18 protein-coding genes are annotated in these 18,439 nt (G+C 67.8%); 11 read left to right on the forward strand and 7 right to left on the reverse strand.

Features of this window, described 5'->3' with window-relative positions; translation table 11 throughout:
* The first annotated feature begins 962 nt into the window (after positions 1-962).
* Entirely contained in the window at positions 963-1,259 is a 297-nt protein-coding gene (locus tag I6J77_RS05605) for a hypothetical protein (RefSeq protein WP_204110865.1), read from the forward strand.
* Positions 1,260-1,281: 22 nt separating this feature from the next.
* Here the strand turns inward: I6J77_RS05605 and I6J77_RS05610 are convergent, their stop codons facing one another.
* On the reverse strand, positions 1,282-2,343 hold the full coding sequence (locus I6J77_RS05610) for a tellurite resistance/C4-dicarboxylate transporter family protein (RefSeq protein WP_204110866.1): 1,062 nt from the start codon (positions 2,341-2,343) through the stop codon (positions 1,282-1,284).
* Between the two features lie 119 nt (positions 2,344-2,462).
* Between I6J77_RS05610 and I6J77_RS05615 the strand changes: the two genes are divergently transcribed.
* A complete protein-coding gene (locus I6J77_RS05615) occupies positions 2,463-2,990 on the forward strand; it encodes an RNA polymerase sigma factor (protein ID WP_204110867.1) in 528 nt (175 codons plus the stop codon).
* A gap of 2 nt (positions 2,991-2,992) precedes the next feature.
* Positions 2,993-3,664, forward strand: coding sequence for a hypothetical protein (locus I6J77_RS05620; protein WP_204110868.1), 672 nt, complete (start codon positions 2,993-2,995; stop codon positions 3,662-3,664).
* A 7-nt stretch (positions 3,665-3,671) separates the two neighbouring features.
* On the opposite strand, the gene I6J77_RS05625 is transcribed toward I6J77_RS05620, so the two are convergent.
* A complete protein-coding gene (locus I6J77_RS05625) occupies positions 3,672-4,124 on the reverse strand; it encodes a DUF4442 domain-containing protein (RefSeq protein ID WP_056764336.1) in 453 nt (150 codons plus the stop codon).
* Positions 4,125-4,305: 181 nt separating this feature from the next.
* Positions 4,306-5,166 carry a thioredoxin gene (gene trxA / locus I6J77_RS05630; protein ID WP_204110869.1) on the reverse strand — a complete coding sequence of 287 codons (861 nt, stop codon included), beginning with the start codon at positions 5,164-5,166 and terminating at the stop codon, positions 4,306-4,308.
* Positions 5,167-5,290: 124 nt separating this feature from the next.
* On the opposite strand from trxA, the gene I6J77_RS05635 reads away from it, so the two are divergent.
* The 8 genes from I6J77_RS05635 (at position 5,291) to nadD (ending at position 13,916) form a co-directional block, all read left to right on the forward strand.
* Entirely contained in the window at positions 5,291-5,908 is a 618-nt protein-coding gene (locus I6J77_RS05635) for a paraquat-inducible protein A (protein ID WP_204110870.1), read from the forward strand.
* Positions 5,905-6,558: a paraquat-inducible protein A gene (locus I6J77_RS05640; RefSeq protein WP_056764342.1), complete on the forward strand. Its 654-nt coding sequence runs from the start codon at positions 5,905-5,907 to the stop codon at positions 6,556-6,558. The genes I6J77_RS05635 and I6J77_RS05640 overlap by 4 nt, the downstream gene beginning before the upstream one ends.
* The gene (locus I6J77_RS05645) at positions 6,551-8,260 is read left to right on the forward strand and encodes an intermembrane transport protein PqiB (protein ID WP_204110871.1); all 1,710 of its coding nucleotides are present in this window, start codon (positions 6,551-6,553) and stop codon (positions 8,258-8,260) included. The genes I6J77_RS05640 and I6J77_RS05645 overlap by 8 nt, the downstream gene beginning before the upstream one ends.
* On the forward strand, positions 8,257-8,871 hold the full coding sequence (locus I6J77_RS05650; protein ID WP_204110872.1) for a membrane integrity-associated transporter subunit PqiC: 615 nt from the start codon (positions 8,257-8,259) through the stop codon (positions 8,869-8,871). The genes I6J77_RS05645 and I6J77_RS05650 overlap by 4 nt, the downstream gene beginning before the upstream one ends.
* A 98-nt stretch (positions 8,872-8,969) precedes the next feature.
* The gene (leuS, locus tag I6J77_RS05655; RefSeq protein ID WP_204110873.1) at positions 8,970-11,735 is read left to right on the forward strand and encodes a leucine--tRNA ligase; all 2,766 of its coding nucleotides are present in this window, start codon (positions 8,970-8,972) and stop codon (positions 11,733-11,735) included.
* Complete coding sequence (lptE, locus tag I6J77_RS05660; protein ID WP_204110874.1) at positions 11,732-12,280, forward strand: LPS assembly lipoprotein LptE; 549 nt, start codon at positions 11,732-11,734, stop codon at positions 12,278-12,280. The genes leuS and lptE overlap by 4 nt, the downstream gene beginning before the upstream one ends.
* The gene (gene holA / locus I6J77_RS05665) at positions 12,280-13,290 is read left to right on the forward strand and encodes a DNA polymerase III subunit delta (RefSeq protein WP_204110875.1); all 1,011 of its coding nucleotides are present in this window, start codon (positions 12,280-12,282) and stop codon (positions 13,288-13,290) included. Before lptE ends, holA begins: the two co-directional genes overlap by 1 nt.
* On the forward strand, positions 13,287-13,916 hold the full coding sequence (gene nadD, locus I6J77_RS05670; protein ID WP_204110876.1) for a nicotinate-nucleotide adenylyltransferase: 630 nt from the start codon (positions 13,287-13,289) through the stop codon (positions 13,914-13,916). The genes holA and nadD overlap by 4 nt, the downstream gene beginning before the upstream one ends.
* Here the strand turns inward: nadD and I6J77_RS05675 are convergent.
* The 4 genes from I6J77_RS05675 to I6J77_RS05690 are packed head-to-tail and all read right to left on the reverse strand — an operon-like array spanning position 13,904 to position 18,244.
* A complete protein-coding gene (locus tag I6J77_RS05675; protein ID WP_204110877.1) occupies positions 13,904-15,460 on the reverse strand; it encodes a PepSY domain-containing protein in 1,557 nt (518 codons plus the stop codon). The two genes, nadD and I6J77_RS05675, sit on opposite strands and share 13 nt — an antisense overlap.
* Positions 15,461-15,470: 10 nt before the next feature.
* On the reverse strand, positions 15,471-15,773 hold the full coding sequence (locus tag I6J77_RS05680; RefSeq protein ID WP_239309199.1) for a hypothetical protein: 303 nt from the start codon (positions 15,771-15,773) through the stop codon (positions 15,471-15,473).
* Positions 15,760-16,056 carry a hypothetical protein gene (locus I6J77_RS05685; RefSeq protein ID WP_204110878.1) on the reverse strand — a complete coding sequence of 99 codons (297 nt, stop codon included), beginning with the start codon at positions 16,054-16,056 and terminating at the stop codon, positions 15,760-15,762. Before I6J77_RS05685 ends, I6J77_RS05680 begins: the two co-directional genes overlap by 14 nt.
* A gap of 4 nt (positions 16,057-16,060) precedes the next feature.
* Positions 16,061-18,244, reverse strand: a complete 2,184-nt coding sequence (locus tag I6J77_RS05690) for a TonB-dependent siderophore receptor (RefSeq protein WP_204110879.1) — start codon at positions 18,242-18,244, stop codon at positions 16,061-16,063.
* Positions 18,245-18,439: the final 195 nt, after the last annotated feature.

Genomic DNA, 18,439 nt, shown 5'->3' on the forward strand with positions numbered 1-18,439 from the left:
AGCAAGAGCTTTCGCCCTCCTGCGGAGTGAGAGTCACTTTCCGCCTCTTGCTTCGATGTGCCTAGAAGCAAAAGCTTCAAGTGCAGAGCGGTCGATCGCCTTCGGCGACCGAGTCACTTTTCTCTTGCGTGGCCAAGAGAAAAGTAACCAAAAGAGAAGGCCACCCCGCTTGGCGCTTGTTGGGCATCCTGCCCAACAAGTCCGTGAGCCGGGGCCGGGCTTTTCGAACGGGCATCCTGCCCGTGCGAAAAGGCGTTGCCATCCCTGGCAACGCCCGCTGCGCGGCCTGTCGACCCCGGCTCACCGCCGCACAAGGGACCCCGGTAAAGCAGCGGGCCATCGTGGCCCGCACTCGGTGATGAAGCTGAAAGGCAAAAGCAAAAAGCCAGAGCAAAAGCTCCGGGTCGCCGCTTTGCTCTTGATCCCGCTCTTCTGAAAAGTGCGGGCCACGATGGCCCGCTGCTCTACCCGGGGCCCCTCTGCAGCGGCGAGGCGGGGTCGACAGGCCGCGCAGCGGGAGCCGACAGGGATGTCGGCTCCTTTTCGCCAGGGCAGGATGCCCTGTCGAAAAGCCCGGCCCCGGCTCGCGAACCTTGCGGACAGGATGTCCGCAAGGCGCGGAAGCGGGGTGGCCTTTCTCTTGGGTTACTTTCTCTTTGGCCACTCAAAGAGAAAGTGACTCGCCCTCCGTAGGAGGACGAAAGCTCTTGCTCTGAACGCACCAAGTGCATCGCGCACAAGGTGCACTCCTACAGATACGGAGGATGAAAGCTCATGCTTCACCACTTTTGATTCTCCGGAAAACGCACGATACAAGCAGGACCACCGTAGCGAAACGCACCAGACGCCAGCGCGGAATTGCGCATCAACGCCCACCAGCACGAACGTGCGCCCAGCGCGCGCGATCCATTAGGCTATGCGCCAGCATCACCCAGCCACACTCACACCGCCAAGGAATGCCCATGTCAAACGCTACCCCTCGGGATCAATCTGTGTTGGCCATCGTCGCTGTCGCCCTGTTCTTTGCTGCGCTGGCCTGCGGTCTACCCCTTGCCGGCATCGCCGGTGTAACGATTGCCCTGGCGGGCATGGCATGGCGGCGGCAGCCGGCGCATCGCAAGGCCGGCACCGCGCTCGTCTTCGGAGGCTTCGTGCTCGTACTGGTGGCGATGATGTTCAACGTGGGCTACCAGTTGGGCAAGGACATGGCCCATCGCGACCACATGCGGGAAACGGCCGCGCACATCCGCCTGCCGTGAGCGTGGTCGCGCGGCGAGGGTGTCACCGCAACGGATGCCGTCGCCCCTCAACGCGGAAACCGCGATACCCGCGAGCGAAGGCGCCGCCAGCCACGAGTACCCACACCAGCAGGCTGACGTAGACGCCGATGGCCGGTATCACGCGCAGGAAATCGAGCTGCAGCGCCCGCGCCAGTTCGTAGGTGCCGACCGTGTACATGCCCAGCGGAAACACGATGTCCCAGTCATCCGCCTCGTAGCGCAGCGGCACATGGCGCCAGGCGTGGCGCCAGAGCTCCAGCATCACCAGCAGCGGAATCCACCACGTCGCGGTGGCCCAGAAGAACACGGTGAAACCTTTCACGAACGGCATCAACTCATGCAGCGGGCTGGTGGCCGGCGTATGCAGCACGAGCAGACTGCCGGCGAGGGTGGTGATCGCCAGGGCGCCCATGTCGATCCAGTACGGCGGGGTGAATTCGCGGGCGCGCAGCGGAAAGAACACCATGCGGTAGACGACCAGGGTGATGATCAGCAGGTACAGCGCGCCGCCGAGCAGGTACAGGCACAGCGCGCCGAACAGCCAGCCGGGGCCGGCGGCGGGATCGTTCGCGATCAGCAGGGTCATCAGCACGGCCAGCGCCTGGGTCGACACCACCGCGACCAGCCAGCCGCCGTTGATGCTGCGGGTGAAGCCGGGCTTGATCCGTGCGGTGATGGCGGCGGCGAAGAACAGGTAAATCAGTGCTGCCCAGAACAGCGCGCCGAGCAGGGCGAGCGCGCGGGCCAGTGTCGGCAGGTGCACCACCATCAGGCACTGGCTGCCGAACACGCAGGTGGCCGCGGCCAGGGTGAGGAAGCCGGCGCCGCGGCCCGGGTGCACGAAATCGGCGACCAGTTCGCGGCGGAAGCGGACCAGTCGCACGGCAGTGAGTGCCAGCAGGATCAGCCAGGCCAGCAGGTTCGCGCCGAACAGCACCAGCGCCAGTGCGCGCAGGCCGTGCTGGTTGAGGTCGATCGAGACGATGCCGGTGGCCATGACCAGGGCGAAGCTGCCGGGGCTCAGGTGGCGTGCGCGGGACAACACGAAATCGACAGCCGTCATCGCAGCCTCCGTGGCGAAGGGGCGGATTCGATGCATAGTGCGCCTGCCGGGCGGCAACCGCCGTGATTTTTTTCGCGGCCCTGCGAATCATGGGATGAACAAGGGGAAGATCAGCATCCATGACGGCCAGACCACACCAGCAACGCTTCGAATCGCTGCTGCACGAACATCGCCGGATCGTGTTCAAGGTCGCCGGCCTGTACAGCCGCAGCGCCGCCGACCGCGACGACCTGGTGCAGGAGATCAGCGCGCAGCTGTGGCGTTCGTTCGGCGGGTATGACGAGGCGCGCGCGAAGTTCTCCACCTGGATGTACCGCATCGCGTTGAACGTGGCGATCTCGCAAGCGCGGCGCGAGCGCTGGTCGGAATCCGACCGTTTCGAGCCGCTGGAAACGCACCACCTGGAGACGGTCGGCGGAGGCGAGGGCATCGCCGAACCGGACGAACGGCTGACCGCGCTGTACGCCTTCATCGGCCAGCTCGATCCGCTCAATCGCGCGCTGATCCTGCTGTACCTGGAAGACCGCAACTACACCGAGATGGCCGAGATCCTCGGCATCAGCGAAACCAACGTGGCGACCAAGATCAGCCGCATCAAGCAGAAGCTGCGCGGCCAGATGACCGCCGCACAAACCACCGGAGCATGACGATGGAACTGGATGACATGAAGCTGGCCTGGCAGGTGCTGGATCGCCGGTTGGCGCAACAGCATTCGCTGAACCTGCAGCTGTTTCGGGACGGCAAACTGGAGCATGTGCGCCGGCGCCTGCGACCGCTGGCGTGGACCTTTGCCCTGCAGATACCGCTGGGTATCGCGATGATGCTGTGGGGCATCAGCTTCTGGTCGACCCACCTGGGCGATACCGGCTCGATGGCGTGCGGGATCGTCATGCAGGTCTTCGGCACCCTGTCGGTGTTCTTCCCGGCGCGGGCGCTCGCGCTGGTGCAGGCGATCGACTATGCCTCGCCGGTGCTGGAAATCCAGCGGCGTATCGCCGATCTCCGCGCATGGCGGGTCAAGGTGGAGGCGCCGGTCTTTGCGGTCATCGGCTGCGTGATCTGGATTCCCGCCTTGATGATGCTTGCGCAATACGAAGGCGACCGCGTCGGGGTGAGCCTGTGGGACCACCTCCGTCCGGGGACGGCGAGCTGGCTGGTGCTGTCCGCGGTCGTCCCGTTGGCCGCGGTGGGCCTGGCCTGCCTCGTGCTGCGCCGGATGGGCCGACTGCCATGGCTTGCGAACCGCCTGGCCGGCGCAGCCGTGCAGCGCGCCGAGGCCGAACTCGAAGCGGTGATGCGCTTCGAGCGGGAGAACGGCTGAGCCCGGGTCAGCGCACTCGTGGCTTGAGCCGCACGTAGATCTGCTTGCGCACCACGGCGATGACCTTGCCTGACGCCGTGGTCACTTCAGTCTCGAACCAGCGCAACACCTTCTCGCCGCCGGCGGCGGCCGCGCGCAGTTCGTCGACCACGCCGGGTTCGAGCTTGAAGTGGGCGTAGACGTCCTCGTAGCCCGGTGCCACGAAGTCGATCGTGCCGGCCTTGTCCCACACGAAGTAGTCGCTGCCCAGCTGGTGCATCGCCAGCAGCATCCAGAACGGATCGACCATGGCGAACAGGTTGCCGCCGAACTGGCTCTTCACGTAATTGCGGTTCCACGGGCGCAGCCGCAGCACCACCTTCGCCTCGGTGTAGTCGTCGCTGAGCGACTGCAGGCGGATCGCGTTGAACAGGAACGGCGGCCACAGGTTCAGCAGGCGGCGGAAGGTGGAGGCGCGCATGGGGATTCGTCGGATGCCGGGGGAATGACGGATCTTACATGAGCATACGGTGGCGTACGGATTGGCATGCCTCGCCTCGCGGCCGCCTTGCTCCTCCCCCAGCTTGCCCGGAGGGCGAACAGGGGAGGTTGGGAAGGGGTTGTGGAGGGTGGAATGCTTTGCGTTCCCCCGTGCCCAACAATCAGAACAACAGCGACGCCATCTTCCGCCGGTAGCGGCTGACCAGTTCGGCGTCGTCGAGGGTGGCGAAGGCCGCCAGCAGGCGCTTCTTGCCCTGGCCGTCGTTCCAGTCGCGGGCCTTCTGCAGGATCAGCAGGAACTGGTCGAGCCCGCCGGCGGCGTCGCCTTCGAGCAGCAGGCGCACGCCGAGTTGATCGTGGGCTTCCCAGTCCTCGGCGTTGGCTTGCAAGCGCTGTTGCAGCGTCGCCCGTTCCGGCGCGTCCTGCAGCGAATGGGCCAGCTCCAGTTCGCTGCGCAGGCGCACGGCGCGTGCGTCGGTGGCGAGGTTGGCAGGCAGGGCGGCGAGTTCGGCTTCGGCCGCGTCGATCTGCTCGTTGCGCATCAGGGCCACGGCCAGGTCCAGTTTCAGCTCGGGCTTGTTCGGCTCGGCGGCGATCGCCTGCTGCAGGCGGTTCACGGCCTGGGCGGGGTCCTCGGCGGCGGCGACTTCATCGCCCGCGGCTGCTTCCAGTGGCTGCACGTGGCGCAGCAGGAATTCGCGCAGCTGGCCTTCGGGCAAGGCGCCGGCGAAGCCGTCGAGCACCTGGCCATCCTTCACCAGCATCACGGTGGGGATGCTCTTGATGCCGAACATCCCGGCCAGCTCCTGCTGGCTGTCCACGTCGACCTTGCCCAGCCGGAACGCGCCGTTGAACTCGGCGGCGAGCTTTTCCAGCATCGGGCCCAGCGTCTTGCACGGTTCGCACCAGGTGGCCCAGAAGTCGACCAGGATCGGCGTGCTCAGCGAGGCCTGCAGCACGTCGGCTTCGAAGGTCTGCTGGTCCACGTCGAAGACGTGGGAAACGGTGGCAGCATCGGTCACGGGAAACTCCAGCTTGGTGAATGTCGGTTCAGATCAGGGTTCCCGCGCAGCATATCAAGCAGCGCGTTCACGCCAGATTTGCGAGAATCCACGGACTGTCACGCCGAAGCAAGGCACCGGGTGCATGGGCAAGGCCTATCCAGAAAAGCTGCTGATCTGCGAGCACTGCGACACGGTCTACCGCCGGCGCGCGCTGGAGCGTGGGGAAGTGGCGCGCTGTGCACTGTGTGCCGCGGAGCTGGAGCGGCACCATCTGCTGAGCGTGAACGCGATGCTGGCGCTGATCCTGACCGCGGCGATCGTGTTCGTGCAGGCCAACCTGTGGCCGATCGTGACCCTGGGCCTGAGCGGCCAGCACAGCAGCACCACCTTGTGGGGCGTGATCCTGGCGATGTGGCGCGAGCATTCGCAGATCGTCTCGGTGCTGGTGGCCGCCACGCTGTTCTTCTTCCCTCTGCTGAAGATGTCCCTGCTGGGCTGGCTGCTGTGGTTTGCCCGCGCCGGCCGCCGCGCGCCGGGTTTCGTGCCGCTGATGGTGATCCTGCACCGGCTGGGGCCGTGGACGATGAGCGAGGTGTTCGTGCTGGGTGCGCTGGTGGCGATCGTCAAGGCGCACACCTATTTCGACGTCACCGCCGATCCGGGCATCTACGCCTACGCGGCGCTGACCCTGCTGATCACCATCTTCGCGGGGGTGGATCTGCGCCAGTTGTGGAACGAGGACCTGGAGTCGGCCGCATGAGCGCCTTGCCGCGCGCCGCCGAGCTGGGCCTGATCGCCTGCACGGTATGCGGGCTAGTGTGCCGCAACGTGCCGGGCGACGCCCAGCTGGACGGCGACGGCGTGGACGATGCGATGGCCTGCCCGCGCTGCGCCAGCACGCTGCGCCGGCGCAAGCCGGACAGCTTCGCGCGGACCTGGGCGCTGCTGATCGCCGCGTTCCTGATGTACATCCCGGCCAACGTGCTGCCGATCATGCGCACCGCCAGCCTCAACGACATCGACGACAACACCATCATCAGCGGGGTGGTGGAGTTGTGGCGGGCCGGCTCGCCGAACCTGGCGGTGATCGTGTTCACCGCCAGCATCGTGGTGCCGGTGCTGAAGTTCCTCGCCCTCAGCGTGCTGCTGGTGAGCAGCCAGCAGGGCAGCGGCTGGGCCCGGCTGCAGCGTGCGAAGCTGTACCGGCTGGTCGAGCTGATCGGCTACTGGTCGATGCTGGACGTATTCGTGGTGGCGCTGCTGACGGCGCTGGTGCGCTTCAGCGTGCTGAGCCTGGTGGAACCACTGCCGGGCGTGATCTTTTTCGGGCTGACCGTGGTGCTGACCATGTTTGCCTCGATGAGTTTTGACCCCCGCCTGATCTGGGACGGCAAGGATTCGGATGACTGACGACATGCAAACCCAACCGGTACCGCCAGACGACGGCGACTTGCCGAGGCCGGTGGTGAAGCGGCGCCGCTTCAACGCCTCGCTGATCTGGCTGATTCCGGCGCTGGCGGCCCTGGTCGGCCTGTCGCTGGTGGTCAGCAACTGGCTGCAGGCGGGCCCGCACGTGGTGATCAGCTTCCAGAGCGCCGAAGGGCTGGAGGCGGGCAAGACGCCGGTGAAGTACAAGAACGTGGTGATCGGCCGGGTCAGCAAGATCCACCTCAGCAGCGACCGCAGCCACGTGCTGGTCAACGTGGCGCTGGAGAAGAGCGCCGAGGGTTTCGCCACCGCCGACACGCGGTTCTGGGTCGTGCGTCCGCGCATCGGGCTGGGCGGCGTGTCCGGCATCGACACCTTGCTGTCCGGCGCGTTCATCGGTGCCGACGTGGGTGACTCCACCGAGTACAAGGACGACTTCAAGGGCCTGGAGATTCCGCCGCCGGTGACCCACGGCGCGCCCGGTAGGAGTTTCGTCCTGCACAGCGACGACCTGGGCTCGCTCGACATCGGCTCGCCGATCTATTACCGGCGCATCCAGGTGGGTCGGGTGGTGTCCTACCAGCTGGACAAGGACGGCAAGGGCGTCTCGCTGCAGATCTTCATCGACGGTCCGAACGACCGCTTCGTCACCCGCTCCTCGCGCTTCTGGAATGCCAGCGGCGTGGATGTGTCGCTGGGCGCGAACGGACTGACCCTCAACACCCAGTCGCTGGCCACCGTGCTGGCCGGCGGCGTGGCCTTCCAGGACCCGCCCGGCCCGCACGACGGCACGCCGGCGCCGGAAGACAACGCCTTCAAGCTGTTCGGCGACCAGGCCACCGCGATGGCGCCGCCGGATGGCACGCCGCACTACATCCGCATGCGCTTCGAGCAGTCGGTGCGGGGCCTGGCGGTCGATGCGCCGGTGGAGTTCCTCGGCATCAACATCGGCAAGGTGGTGTCGGTGCGGCTGGATTACGACGAGCAGAAGCAGCGCTTCCCGGTGGTGGTGGGCGCGGTGATCTATCCGCAACGACTCGGCGCCGCCTACGACAAGCTGGAGGCACTGGCCCGGGAGCGCGGGGAGAATCCCGACCTTTCGCAGATGATCGGCCGGCTGGTTGACCACGGCCTGCGCGCCCAGGCGCGCACCGGCAACCTGCTCACCGGGCAGTTGTATGTGGCGCTGGACTTCGTGCCGAAGACACCGAAGGTGGCGTTCGACCCGAGCGCGAAACCGCTGACCCTGCCGACCGTGCCGGGCAGCTTCGACAAGCTGCAGGAGCAGCTGGCCGAGATCGTCGACAAGCTCGACAAGATCCCGTTCGACAGCATCGGCCAGAACCTGGACCAGACCCTGGCTGGCCTCAACGCCACGCTGAAGCAGGTCAATGGCGAGACGCTGCCGGCGGTGAAGGACACCCTGCACGGCGTGGAGCAGACCATGGGCACGGCCAACGATGCGCTGGCCAGTGATTCGCCGCTGCAGCAGAACCTGGGCGCCACGCTGGAACAGGTGCAGCGCATGGCGCGTTCGCTGCGCGTGTTGACCGATTACCTGGGCGGCCATCCGGAGTCGCTGATCCGCGGCCGTCGTCCGGACCCGGCGCCGTCGACCCCGAAAACCACCGCACCGAAAACCGCCGCGCCGGCGCCGCAGCCGGCCTCAGGGAGCAAGCCATGATCCGTCGCGTCACGCAGGTTTCAGCCACGCTGGCGGCGGCCCTGCTGCTGGCCGCCTGCGCTTCCGCACCGCTGCATTACTACACCCTGGTGGCGCCGGCCGATGCGGGCGCGCCGACCCCGGCCGCCGGGTCGCTGCCGTTCGAGCTGTTGCCGGTGGGTATCCCGGCCCAGGTCGACCAGCCGCAGCTGGTGGTGCGCGAGGGCGCCGAAGGCATGGCCGTGCTTGGCAGCGAACGCTGGATCGCGCCACTGGGCGACGAAGTGCGCAGTGCGCTGGCCGCCGATCTGGCGCGCGAGCTGCACAGCCAGGACGTCAGCGGCCTGCCGGCCGGCAGCCAGCCGCTGCTGCGGATCAAGCTGGACCTGCGCCGGTTCGATTCGCAACCCGGCGGCCAGGCGCTGATCGAGGGTGCGTGGAGCGTGCGCCTGCTACACGGCGCGCAAGCGGCCACGCTGTCGTGCACCAGCCTGGTCAGCGAGCCGGTGGGGCCGGGCTATCCGGCCCTGGTTCAAGGTCACCAGCGGGCGATCGCCCGCATCGCGGCGCAGATCGCCGCGGCCGGGCGTGCGCTGGGCGCAGGGCGGGCCGCCGCGTGCCTGCAGGAATAGCGTTCCGGCTTGGCGGCCGGCCCGCGCTGGGCTAGTCTGACCAGTTCCCTCGGGCCGGCTTTCGCCGGTCCGCATCAATCGCATATGGCAGCATGATCATGCAGGACACCCAAGCCCCGACCACCCCCGAGCAGGACGAAACCGGCTATCGCCCGCGGGCCGTGGAGGCCGCCGCCCAGCACTACTGGACCGCGCAGCGCGCGTACGAGGTGGTCGAGGACGACACGCGGCCGAAGTTCTACTGCCTGTCGATGCTGCCGTATCCGTCCGGCGCGCTGCACATGGGCCACGTGCGCAACTACACCATCGGCGACGTGATCAGCCGTTACCAGCGCATGCAGGGCAAGAACGTGCTGCAGCCGATGGGCTGGGACGCGTTCGGCCTGCCCGCCGAGAACGCCGCGATCAAGAACAGGACCGCGCCGGCCAAGTGGACCTACGCCAACATCGACCACATGCGCAGCCAGCTGAAGTCGCTGGGCTACGCGATCGACTGGACCCGCGAGTTCGCCACCTGCCGGCCGGGCTATTACCGCTGGGAACAGCTGATGTTCACCCGCCTGCTGAAGAAGGGCATGGCGTACCGCAAGAACGCGGTGGTGAACTGGGACCCGATCGACCAGACCGTGCTGGCCAACGAGCAGGTGGTCGACGGCCGCGGCTGGCGCTCGGGCGCCGTGGTGGAGAAGCGCGAGATCCCGCAGTGGTTCCTGAAGATCACCGACTACGCGCCCGAATTGCTCGACGGCCTGGACACGCTGCCGGGCTGGCCCGATGCGGTGAAGACCATGCAGCGCAACTGGCTGGGCCGCAGCGAGGGCCTGGAAATCCGCTTCGACGTCAACGACGACGAGGCGTCGGTCGAGCCGATCACGGTGTTCACCACCCGGCCGGACACGCTGATGGGCGTGACCTTCCTGTCGATCGCGGCCGAGCATCCGCTGGCCCAGTACGCGGCGCTGGCGCGTCCGGCGCTGGCCGAGTTCATCGCCGGCCTGCGCCAGGGCGGCGTCTCCGAAGCGGAAATGGAGACCCAGGAAAAGCGCGGCATGGACACCGGCCTGCGTGCCGTCCACCCGATCACCGGCGAGGCGCTGCCGGTGTACGTGGCGAACTTCGTGCTGATGAACTACGGCACCGGCGCGGTGATGGCGGTGCCCGGCCACGACCAGCGCGACTGGGAATTCGCCAAGCGCTACAGCCTGCCGATCAGGATGGTGGTGGTCGACCGCAGCGTGCTCGACGCGGTGCGCGAAATCGGCCATGACCTGTCCCTTGGCGTCGGCGCCGATCCGATGCGCGCGGCACTCGGCGGCGGCGATACCGATGCCTACGATACGAAGTCCGCGGTGCAGGTCATCGAGGATTTCGAGCAGCGGGTGATGGAGCAGTGCGCCTTCACCGAGCGCGGCATCCTGGTGAATTCCGGCGAGTACGACGGCCTCGACTTCCAGCAGGCGCTGGACGCGCTGGCCAGGCGCTTCGAGGCCGAGGGCCGCGGCCAGCGCCGGGTCAACTTCCGCCTGCGCGACTGGGGCGTCAGCCGCCAGCGCTACTGGGGCTGCCCGATCCCGGTGATCTACTGCCCGCAGTGCGAGGCGGTGCCGGTGCCGGAAGACCAGCTGCCGGTGGTGCTGCCCGAGGACGTCGCGTTCTCCGGCGTGCAGTCGCCGATCAAGGCCGATCCGGAGTGGCGCAAGACCACCTGCCCGCAGTGCGGCGGCCCGGCCGAACGCGAGACCGACACCTTCGACACCTTCATGGAGTCGAGCTGGTACTACGCGCGCTACACCAGCCCCGGCGCGAACGCGCAGATCGACGAGCGCGCCAACTACTGGCTGCCGGTCGACCAGTACGTCGGCGGCATCGAACACGCGATCATGCACCTGCTGTACTTCCGCTTCTATCACAAGCTGCTGCGCGACGCGGGCATGGTGCATTCGGACGAACCGGCGCAGAACCTGTTGTGCCAGGGCATGGTGATCGCCGAGACCTTCTACCGCGACAACGCCGACGGCTCGAAGGACTGGATCAATCCCGCCGATGTCGAGATCCAGCGTGACGACAAGGCGCGCGTGACCGGTGCCGTACTCAAGGCCGATGGCGAGCCGGTGAAGATCGGTGGTACCGAGAAGATGTCGAAGTCGAAGAACAACGGCATCGACCCGCAGACCATGGTGGACAAGTACGGCGCCGACACCGTGCGGCTGTTCTCGATGTTCGCCGCACCGCCGGAACAGTCGCTGGAATGGAGCGAGGCCGGCGTCGAAGGCATGGCCCGGTTCCTGAAGCGGCTGTGGCGCGAAGTGACTACGCATGCGGCAGGACCCGATCATGCGGTGACTGATCCGGCCAGCCTGGACGCAGGCCAGAAAGCCTTGCGTCGCCAATTGCACGAGACCATCCAGAAAGTCAGCGACGATTTCGGTCGCCGCCACGCGTTCAACACCGCGATCGCGGCGCTGATGGAACTGCTCAATGCGCTGGGCAAGTTCGCCGACCAGAGTGACCAGGGCCGCGCCGTGCGCCACGAGGCGCTCGAGGCGATGGTGCTGCTGCTGAACCCGGTGGTGCCGCACGTCAGCCACGCGCTGTGGCAGGTGCTGGGCCACCCCGAAAGCGTGCTGGAAGACCAGCCGTGGCCGCGGGTTGATCAGACCGCGCTGGTGCGCGACACGCTGACGCTGGCGGTGCAGGTCAACGGCAAATTGCGCGCTACCATCGAGGTCGCCGCCGGCGCCTCGAAGGAAGACGCCGAGGCCATGGCGCTGGCGCAACCGCAGGTGGCCCATTTCCTGGAAGGCTTGACCGTGCGCAAGGTGATCGTGGTGCCCGGCAAGATCGTCAACATCGTCGCAGGATGAACTTCATGAAAACCGCTCGCCTGTTGCAGCTCGCGTCGCTGCTGGCCACCACGCTGGTGCTGTCCGCCTGCGGCTTCCACCTGCGCGAGAACGCGAACCTGCCCGCCCAGATGCAGCGCATGCACGTCACCGTCAATGGCGGCGGCGAGCTCGAGCGCCGGCTGACCCGTGCGCTGGAAACCTCGGACGTCACGATCGAGGACGCTGCCGGCCCGGGCATCGCCGAGCTGCGTGTGCCGACGGCCCGGTTCAGCACCGAGACGCTGAGCGCCGGCGGTTACGTGCGGATCACCGAGTACGCGGTGCGCTACCACGTCGAGTTCGACGTGACCGATGCGGACGGCCATCCGCTGCTGCCGGTCCAGCGCATCGACATGTCGCGCGAGTACAGCTACGACGCCAGCAATACCGTCGGCAACGAATCGCAGGTGCAGGAGCTGCAGCGCAGCCTCAATGACGACATGGTGCAGGCGATCCTGTTCCGCCTGCAGGCGGCCAGCAAGCACCAGCTGGCCGAGCCGGCCAGCGCCGCCAGCACGCACTGATGCCGCTCAACCCCGGTCAGTGGCAGAAGGCGCTGGCGGGCGACAGCCTGCAGCCGGTCTACCTGCTGGCCGGCGAGCAGTTGCTGGTGCTCGAAGCTGCCGACGCCCTGCGCGCGCAGGCGCGCCGGCTTGGCTACGGCGAGCGCGAGGTGCTCGAGGTCGGCCAGCATTTCGACTGGAACGACCTGGCCCGCTCCGGCGCGGCGATGTCGCTGTTCGCCAGTCGGCGGCTGATCGATCTGCGCCTGCCCACCGGCCGTCCCGGCATCGAGGGCGCCAAGGCGATCACCGCGTTCTGCGCCGATCCGCCGCCGGACGTCACCTTGCTGATCACCGCGATGGAGTGGAGCAACAAGCACGACGGCGCCTGGAGCAGGAAGCTCGACGCCAGCGGCACGATGGTGGTGTTCAACGCGCCGCGACCGAACGAATGGGCCAGCTGGATCACCACGCGGCTGGCCTCGCGCAAGCTGTCCGCCACGCCTGACGCGGTGGCCCTGCTGGCGGAGCGCGTCGAGGGCAATCTGCTGGCCGCCGCGCAGGAAGTCGACAAGCTCGCCGTGCTGCACGGCGAAGGCCGCATCGATGCCGCCGAGATGGAGAACCTGGTCGCCGACAGCGCCCGCTACGACGTGTTCAAGCTCACCGACGCGGCCTTCCTGGGCGACGGCGCCCGCGCGCTGCGCATCCTGGCCGGGCTGCGCTCGGAAGGCGACGAGCTGCTGGCGCTGATGGGCTGGCTGGTCAATCAGCTGCAGCTCGCCCTGCGCCTGGCCAATGCATCGGACTTGGCTGCCCAGTTCCGCGCCGAACACCTGTGGCAGGCGCGCGAGAACCTGTTCCGCCAGGCGCTGCGCCGCGCGCCCCGCGAACACTGGCTGCAATGCCTGGCGCGCGCCTCGCGCATCGACCGCATGGTCAAGGGTCGCGAGCAGGGCAATCCGTGGCAGGAGGCCGAACGGCTGATCGCCGCACTGGCGGAGCCGCGGGCAGCCAGGGCGCTGGCGTGACCCTCGCGATCTTCGGCGGCACCTTCGATCCGGTGCACTTGGGACATCTCAGCGTGGCGTGGGAAGCGGCCGAACTGCTCGACGCCGAGGTGCGCCTGATGCCGGCCAGCGTGCCGCCGCATCGCGACGCGCCGATGGCTTCGGCAGCGCAGCGGGTGGCGATCCTGCGCGCGGCGCTGCAGGGCCAGACACGGCTCACCCTGGACACGCGCGAGCTGGATCGCGCCGGCCCTTCGTACACCATCGACACCTTGCACGAGTTGCGCGCGGAGCAGGGCGAGCGGCCGCTGGTGCTGCTGGTCGGCGCCGATGCCTTCGCCAACCTGGCCAGCTGGCATCGCTGGCGCGAACTGTTCGCGGTGGCCCATGTCGGTGTGCTGAGCCGGCCCGGCGTATCGGCCACCTTGCCGGATGAACTGGAAGACGAGGTGGCGGGCAGGCGCGTCGTCGACACCGCGGATGTGCGCGGCGCGCCGGCCGGCAAGGTCATCGAACTGGCGGTGACGCCGCTGGAAATCTCCGCCACCCGCATCCGCGAGTTGCTGGCCGCCGGCCGCGATCCGCGTTACCTGCTGCCGGCCGGGCTGTTCGACGAACCCGCCTTGCTGGCCCCTTACCGGGCCTGATCCGCCCACACGCTGTTGCCGTCACCGTGGCGGCTGCGCCGCGACGCCGCACGTGCCAGCGAGGCGAAGCCCGCCGCCAGCGCCAGCGCGCCCAGGTCGATCGCCAGCAACGCGCCGTGACCGGCCGCGGCGCTGCGCCAGAACCACCAGCCGGTGACGAAGCCATGGGCCAGCGGAACCAGCGCGGTGACGATCGCGGCGAGCCACAACAGTTCCCGGGCAGCACGCAGGGGCGCGCGCCATGCTGCCCAGGCCACGCACAGCGCCCAGCTGCCGAAGCAGATCCAGCGTTCGCCGGCATCGACGCGCCAGCCTAGCGCGGGCAGCAGTTGCGCCGCCACGAAGGCCGCGGAGATCGCCACGCAGACGCCGAGGCACACGCCGACCGTGGCGCGCGCCATCACGATCGAGGAGCGCCCCTGTTCGGCCTGCCGCCGCTTGCGCCGCGACTCGATCCACAACAGGTTGCCCGAATAGAACAGGAAGGCGCCGCCCAGGCCCAGCAGGAAGTACAGCCATCGCACCGCGACATTGCCGTAGTCGCCGAAGTGCAGCGCGTAGACCGCGGACAGCACCGCGTGGTTGGCGTCGCGCGAACCGGGCAGCTGGGTGGCCAGCACGGCGCCGCTGGTGGCATCCAGCGCCACCGCGCCGGCACCGAGTCCGCGCGGCGAGGTGCCGGTGATCTCGACCACGGCATGGGCATCGCCGGCATGGGCGAGTTTCAGATAGCCGGGCACGAAATCGGCGACGCCATGTTCCGCCGCCACCGCGATCGCGCGTGCGTGCCAGCTTGCCAGTGGCGACAGCGACCGGGAAACGTCCGCCTTCTGCACGATCGGCGCGGTGTCCATCGCCGCGGCCGACGCGGCCATCAGCTTGCCGTCGTGGACCAGCGGATTCAGCGCCAGCATCAGCACGAACAGCAGGCACAGCAGCGCGCCGGTGACCGCGAACACGATGTGGAACGGCAGGCTCAGCACGCCGATCACGTTGTGTGCGTCCTGCCAGAAGCGCTTGAGGTTGCGCCCCGGGCGCAGCGCGAACAGATCCTTGAACAGCCGCGGCAGATGGATCACGAAACCCGACACCAGCGCGACGCCGTACAGCAGGCTGACCAGCCCCATCAGCCAGGTGCCGACCAGCGGCAGGCCCAGCGTGTAATGCAGTTCGTTGACCAGCTCGGGCAGGCTGGCGCCCGGCGGGGTCGGGCTGCCGGCCAGCTGTTGCGGGGTGGCGAATTGCCAGACGCCTTGAGCGTCCTGCCAGTACGCGGTGGGCTCGGCCAGCTCGTAGCCGGGGAAGGTCATGCCCAGGTGTTCGCGTGCTTCCGGGTGGCGCGCCAGCACCTGGTCGAGCAGCTGTTGCGCATCGTCCAGCGAGGCGGTGGCGGCAAGCTGCGGGCTGGCCCATTGCTGCAGCGAATGATGGAACACGGTGATCGCGCCGGCGTAGAACGCCACGAACAGCGCGAAGCCCGCCAGCATGCCCACCCACGAATGCAGGGTGGTGAAGGTGCGCAAGGTGGCCGGTTTCAATTTCATCGTGACATGCTCAGCCGACCCAACCCGATGCCTGTAGCAACCGCAGCAGGCTTAAGCCCGCCACGGCCGCGATGCCCAGGCAGAGCCACGCGCGCCGTCCGCTGGAGAACCGCAGCGCGGCGCAGACGATGCCGATCCACAGCGGGAAGAACGCCAGCAGGCCGACCATGATGGTCGATTCCCACCTGCCGGGCAGCAGCCAGCTGACCAGCCCGAGCAGCGCGGCGGCGAGGAAGAAACCCGGCGCGATGCCGGCGCTGAGCCGCGCCCACATCAGCTCGCTTTCCTGCGGCGGCGGATCATGCTTTGTCATCCGCCGTGGTGTCGGCATCCGGGCTGCCGATGAACAGGGCCAGGTACGGTTGCGCGACCAGCACCAGCATCAGGCTGGCGAGCGTGGCGCCGAGGCCGGCGGCGACGCCGAACAGCTGCGTCCAGGCGAACAGGGACGCCAGCGCGAGCAGCGTGCCGATCAGCCGTGCGCTGCGCGGCCGCCCGCGCAACACGCGCCACATGCAATGCGGTGAGCCGGCGTACAACGCGACGGCGGACAGTGCCGCCATCGCGAAGGCCACCACGCCGAGCCAGGCCGTCATGCGCTTACCAGCGGTAACGCGCGCTGGCGGTGACCGTGCGCTCGTAGCCGTAGTAGCACCACACGGCGCTGTTGCAGGCCGAAACGTAGGTCTTGTCGGTGAGGTTGCTGACGTTCAACTGCAGTCGCCAGCCACCGGTGTCGTAGTGCACGGCCGCGTCGAGCAAGGTGTACGACGGCGTCTTCCAGTCGTTGTAGATGTCGCCGTAGTGCTCGCCCACGTAACGCACGCCGCCGCCGAAACCGAGCCCGGCCAGGGTTCCGCCGACGATGGTGTAGTCGGCGCCCAGCGAGGCCTGCTGTTTCGGCAGCAGGGCGATCTGCCTGCCTAGCGAGGGCAGGTCGTTGGTCCGGGTGACCTTCGAATCGCTGTACGTGTAGTCGCCGTACACGCTGAGGTTGCGGCCGATGTTCCAGCGGCCTTCCAGCTCCACGCCGCGCAGGCGCGTTTCACCCTGCTGCACCTGGTACAGCGTGTGATTCGGGTCGATCGTCAGCGAGTTCTGCTGGGTGATCTGGTAGACGGATGCGCTGAGCAGGCCATTGCCGCCGGCCGGCTGGTATTTCAGGCCCGCTTCGTACTGGTCGCCGGTGGTCGGGCTGAACGCCTTGCCCGCGAAGTCGGTGCCCACGGTGGGCTGGAACGAATGCGACCAGGACACGTATGGCGCCAGGCCGCTGTCGAACAGGTAGTTGACGCCGACGCGGCCGGAGAATGCATCGTCGGTCTGGCCCGTGGTGGTGCCGCCGATCAGGTTGTCGGTGGCGGTTTTCACGTGATCCTGGCGACCGCCGACGGTGATGCCCCAGCGCCCCAGCTTGATCTGGTCCTGCAGATAGACGCCCAATTGCGTTTGCGTCTGCAGCGTGTGACTGGTGTACGCAGGCACCGTCACCGGACTGCCGTAGACCGGGTCGAACACGTCCAGTCCGCCCACGTTGAAGTCGAACGCCGAGGCGTAGTCGTCCTTCGCGCGGCGATAGTCCACGCCGGCCAGCACGATGTGCTGCACGCTGCCTGCGTCGAAGGTGTACTGCAGGTTGTTGTCGACGCCGAAGGTCTTCGTGTGGTTCTCGTTCGGGAACAGGTAGCGCAGCAGGGTGCGACCGTCGCCGAGCAGGCCGAACGCACCCACGTTGCCGCCGTTGTTGTCCACGTCGGCCTTGCCGTAGCGCAGGTTCTGGTTGAAGGCCAGGCCGCTGGCGAAGTCGTGGTGGAACTCGTAGCCGATCGAGGCCAGCGTCTTGTCGTAATCGTTCTGACCCGGCTCGCCGGTGAAGCGATGGCGCGGGATCTTGCCGTTGGGGCTGGGCAGCAGGGTGCCTTCGGCGGGCAGGAAGCCACCGCCGGACGCGGTCGCGGATTTCTGGAAGTGCGACAGCACGGTCAGCGAGGTGCTGTTGTCGGGCTTCCAGGTCAGCGCCGGCGCCAGGTAATAACGATCATCCTTGATGTGGTCGACCATGGTGTCGCTGTTGCGGGCCAGGCCCGTGAGCCGGTACAGCAGCGTGCCTGAATCATTCAGCGGGCCGCCGAAGTCGAACGTGCCCTGACGCAGGTCGAAGCTGCCGACTTCCACGCCCACCTCATGCAGCGGCTGTTCGGTCGGCCGCTTGCTGACCATGTTGACCATGCCGCCCGGCGGCATCGCGCCGTAGACCACCGACGAGGGGCCCTTCAGCACTTCCAGTCGCTCCAGCCCGTACGGTTCGATGCGGGTGATGCCGGTGCCCGAGCCTTCGGCCAGCGCCAGCCCGTCCATGTAGCGCGCCGGGGTGAAACCACGCACCAGCAGCCAGTCGCTGCGAGAATCGGGGCCGTAGCCGCCGCCCTGGGCGCCGGCGGTGTACCACACCGCTTCCTCGATGCCCTGGATGCCACGCAGGCTCATCTGTTCATCGGTGATCACCGACACCGACTGCGGGATCTCGATGATCGGCGTATCGGTCTTGGTCACCGAATTGCTGTCTTTGGCGATCGGCGCGGTGACCTGCACGCCTTCCAGCGTGGTCGCGGCGTTCTGTTGCGCGTCGCCGCCGGTGTTCGTGGCGGCCGGGGTGTCGGCGGCATGGGCGGAGACGCCGAAGCTGACCAGCGTCGCCAGCCATGCCATGCGGATCGCGTGCGGCAGCGCGGAGCGGTGGCGCGGAGCGGTGCTCGCCACGGACGAAGAGGGGATCGATGACATCGGAAGCCTTGTGAGCAGGTTGGCGGGAAGCGGCTGCACGCGTCGAGGCGGACCGGGATGTTGACCCGGCCGCCACCGCGCGATGGCTGTGTTCCTGCACCGGATGGCGACAGGCGCGCGTCGACCGCCACGCCATGCCGGGGAGCCATCAGGTGAGAATGATTCTTATTGTAGGAGTGGCCGGCTTGCCCGGCA

Source organism: Rhodanobacter sp. FDAARGOS 1247 (genome assembly GCF_016889805.1).
In the GTDB taxonomy this organism is placed as follows: Bacteria; Pseudomonadota; Gammaproteobacteria; order Xanthomonadales; family Rhodanobacteraceae; genus Rhodanobacter.